At 73.2% G+C, this 3,392-nt stretch carries 5 protein-coding genes; all 5 read left to right on the plus strand.

Translation table 11 applies throughout. The features are described from left to right. The first annotated feature begins 153 nt into the window (after nucleotides 1-153). A complete protein-coding gene (locus tag ETD86_RS56485; protein ID WP_170223799.1) occupies nucleotides 154-315 on the plus strand; it encodes a hypothetical protein in 162 nt (53 codons plus the stop codon). A 121-nt stretch (nucleotides 316-436) separates the two neighbouring features. Then, complete coding sequence (locus tag ETD86_RS53310; RefSeq protein ID WP_138674223.1) at nucleotides 437-1,204, plus strand: bestrophin-like domain; 768 nt, start codon at nucleotides 437-439, stop codon at nucleotides 1,202-1,204. A 2-nt stretch (nucleotides 1,205-1,206) separates the two neighbouring features. Beyond that, nucleotides 1,207-1,896 (plus strand): hypothetical protein, encoded by a 690-nt coding sequence (locus tag ETD86_RS53315; RefSeq protein ID WP_138674224.1) that lies wholly within the window; start codon nucleotides 1,207-1,209, stop codon nucleotides 1,894-1,896. A gap of 94 nt (nucleotides 1,897-1,990) precedes the next feature. Further along, nucleotides 1,991-2,815: a phosphotransferase enzyme family protein gene (locus ETD86_RS53320; protein ID WP_246149517.1), complete on the plus strand. Its 825-nt coding sequence runs from the start codon at nucleotides 1,991-1,993 to the stop codon at nucleotides 2,813-2,815. Nucleotides 2,816-2,875: 60 nt separating this feature from the next. Beyond that, nucleotides 2,876-3,392 (plus strand): NAD(P)-binding domain-containing protein (locus tag ETD86_RS53325; RefSeq protein ID WP_138674225.1); only part of this gene is annotated, 517 nt, incomplete at its 3' end.

A 3,392-nucleotide genomic window follows, 5' to 3' on the forward strand; every position in this document is an offset into this window, starting at 1 on the left:
CCCTTGGGCCCTCCAACAACGTGGCGCGGCGCGGCGGGCGGCTCAAGTGACACTTGCCTGTCCACTCCGCCCGAGGTCCGGCCGAAAATCAGGGGTTATCCCCAGGTGCCGCCCTAAGGCGCGAGGCCGCCCGCACTCCCTACGCTCGCGGGCGTGATGCGCTTCGTGGTGGATCTGGAGTACGGCGCGGACGGCGTGCAGGGGCAGGTGACCTGTGAGGGCTCCGACCGGCCCGAACCGTTCCACGGTTGGCTGGACCTGCTGCGGGTGCTCGAAGGGCCGCAGACCAGGGGAAATCCCCGGGACGCTCCCTGACGCGACGCGCGACCCGGCTCGCGTGCCTTGCCGGAGCTTTACCTTTCAGGGCCTCACGCCATCATTGCACAGTGTGATAGTAATGTGACACTGCGTATCCGAACGTGTTCGGGAGATCTTCATGGTGGCATACACGCTCTCGATCTTGGCGGCGGTAGGCGTGGTGATGGTCACCGCGCTGATGTTCAGGCTGTTCAGACGGGGCGGCGAGGACCGCGACCCCGGGGGTCCATCCGCCGCTCACGCGGGGGCGATGTTGTCGGCCATGTTCCTGCTGGTGTTCGCCATCGCGATCATCGTGCCCTGGACCAAGGCCGACGCCGCCCGGCAGAACACCCATGCGGAGAGCCAGGCCGCGATCGACGCCTACTGGGCGGCCCAAGGGCTGCCGGGCGACGCGGTCCGGCAGGTGCGCGTCGCGCTGCGCGAATACGTCATCTTCGTGGTCAGGGACGAATGGCCGCTCATGGCCCAGGGCCGGATGGACCCGGTCGGCGCCGCCAGGATGGACGAGCTGCGCGGCCGGGTCAGCGACCTCGAGGTGAGCGGCGAGGACGAGGAGGAGGCCAAGGGGGAGCTGCTCGAGCACATCGGCGCGATCTCCACCGCCCGCGCCCAGCGCGCCGCCGACGCCGCCGCGACGCCGCCCGACGGGCTGCTCTTCCTGACGGTCCTCACCGGCGTGGTGGTCATCGTGTTCCCGTTCCTGGCCGGAGCCCGGCCGCGGGGGCTGACGATCATGCCGATCGTGGCGATGGCGGCGTTGCTGGGCTTCGGCACGTACCTGACATGGGACATCTCCCGCGCCTTCGACGGGCCGCTGGCCGTCGGGCCTGAGGCGTTCCAGGGGGCGTTGCAGGAGTTCGTGCGCGTCGGCGGGGGAGTGTGAGCGTGGCGGGAAGGCGGCGGGCGTCCCGTTCGGCGGGCCTGCGGTGGGGCGCGTCGCGTTATGTGGGCGTCCGGCGGGGCGCGTCCAGGAACGCGGGCGTGCGGGGCAGGCGGACGCCGTTGCTGCTCGCCGTGGGCCTGGTGGCGATCGGCGCGGCCGGTCCCGCCGCGGCCGACCGGGAGCGGCCGCCGGGTGGCCTGCCCGAGGTGTCCGTGACGATCCCTGAGGTGGTGATCCCCAAGGTGTCCGTACGACCGCCGAAGGCTCCCCGCAACGTCTCCGTGAACGGGTCCGTGCCGGGGGTGAAGGTGTGGCGGTCACCGGTCCCAGGGGTGTCCATCGCCGGGCGGCGGCCGGGGAAGCGGCGGCCGGTCCCCAAGGTCACGGTGCCCGGGATGACGATCTACCAGGACGCGGTGTGCGGAGAGCGGGTGCAGGTGGGGGAGTGCCCCCGAGACCGGCCGCGCGTGCAGCCCCGGCCGGTGGCCCAACGAGCCACACCGGTGCGAGTGCCGTCCCCGTCCCCGTCCCCGAAGCCCACGCCGTCGCCGACGGCCACGTCCCGGGTCCGGATCAAGCAGGTCATGCTGCCGCCGCGCCGCGACAACCCGCTCGGCACCGTCCTGGTCATGGTCGTCCTGGTGTCGGCCATAGCCTCCACGACGGCAGTCGCCTTCCGCAGCCGCCGCTGACGGATATTCGGACGCGATGTCCCCGCGCCGCATGGCACACTGACGACCAGGCGATGATCACCCGAGGAGCGGGTCGAGCGGGGGGAGCCGCAGCGTGCGGACGACACCGGCCGGGAGCCGGGAGACGCGGGTCACACCGCCGGAGACGGACGTGGAGGTGCTGGCCGGTGGGGGCGTCAACCACGTCGTGCGGGCCGGGGACACGGTGCGGCGGCCGACGGGGCCGTGGACGACGGCCGTGCACGCCGTGCTCGGCCACCTGGCGGCTCGCGGGTTCGGGGGCGCGCCGCGGAGCCACGGGATCGACGACGAGGGCCGGGAGGTACTGGACTTCGTGCCCGGCGACGTGCCCGACTACCCGCTGCCGGAGTGGGCGCTGTCGGACGGTGCGCTGGCGGCCGTCGGCCGGCTGCTGCGGCAGCTCCACGACGCCACCGCCGATTTCCCGAAAAATGAGGATGTGACCTGGTATTGGCCGGCCGTCAGCCCGGCCGAGGTCATCTGCCACGGCGACGTGGCCCCGTACAACTGCGTGTTCCGCGACGGCCGCCCGGTGGCCTTCATCGACTTCGACACGGCCCACCCCGGGCCGCGCGTCTGGGACGTCGCGTACGCCGCCTACCGGTTCGTGCCCCTGACCGACCCCCGCCAGATGGACACGTACCCGGTGCCGGAGCAGGCCCGCCGGCTGCGCCTGTTCGCCGACGCGTACGGCCTCGAGGCCGCCGCCCGCGGCGAGCTGACCGACACCGCGCGGGCCCGGCTCGATCACCTGGTACGCCACATGCGCGAGCAGGCCGCCGCCGGCCACGAGGCGTTCGCGAGCCACCTCGCCAGGGGCGATGACCGCTTCTACCAGGTCGACGTCGAGCACATCGCCCGCCACGAGGCGACGTTCACGGCCGCGCTGACGGACTGACGCCGGCGCGCGGGCGGTGCCTCGATCCGGGCCGAGGGAAGACCACAGAGGCGGCGGCGGTTGCATCTGATCGTGGAGGAGAGCGACGTCGTGGTGATCGGCGCCGGACAGGCAGGGCTGTCCGGCGCGTACTTCCTGGGGCGGTTCGGGTACGAGCCGGTCGTGCTCGACGCCGCGCCGGGGCCAGGAGGGGCATGGCGGCACCGGTCGCCGTCGCTGACCATGGACAAGGTGCACGGCGTCTTCGACCTGCCGGGTGTACGCCGCCCGCGGGAGGCGGACGCCGGGTCGCCCGCCGCCGAGGTGGTCCCCGCCTACTACGGCCACTACGAGCGCACGGTCGGGCTGGACGTCGTGCGGCCGGTCAAGGTGGGCGCCGTCCGGCACGGCGCGGACGGCCGGCTGGTGATCGGGACGGACGCCGGGGAATGGGCGGCCCGGGCCGTGGTCAACGCCACCGGCACGTGGACCCGCCCGTACTGGCCCTACTACCCGGGCGCGGCGTCGTTCGCGGGACGGCAGTCGCACTACGCGGAGTACCGGGGGCCGGAGGAGTTCGCGGGGCGGCGGGTGGTCG

Origin of the sequence: Nonomuraea turkmeniaca (assembly GCF_005889735.1) — a bacterium.
GTDB classification, from domain to species: domain Bacteria; phylum Actinomycetota; class Actinomycetes; order Streptosporangiales; family Streptosporangiaceae; genus Nonomuraea; species Nonomuraea turkmeniaca.

What these genes read in the sequence shown, in the direction of transcription:
- ETD86_RS53310 (WP_138674223.1), top strand. Translation starts at nt 437, where the DNA reads ATGGTGGCATACACGCTCTCGATCTTGGCGGCGGTAGGCGTGGTGATG.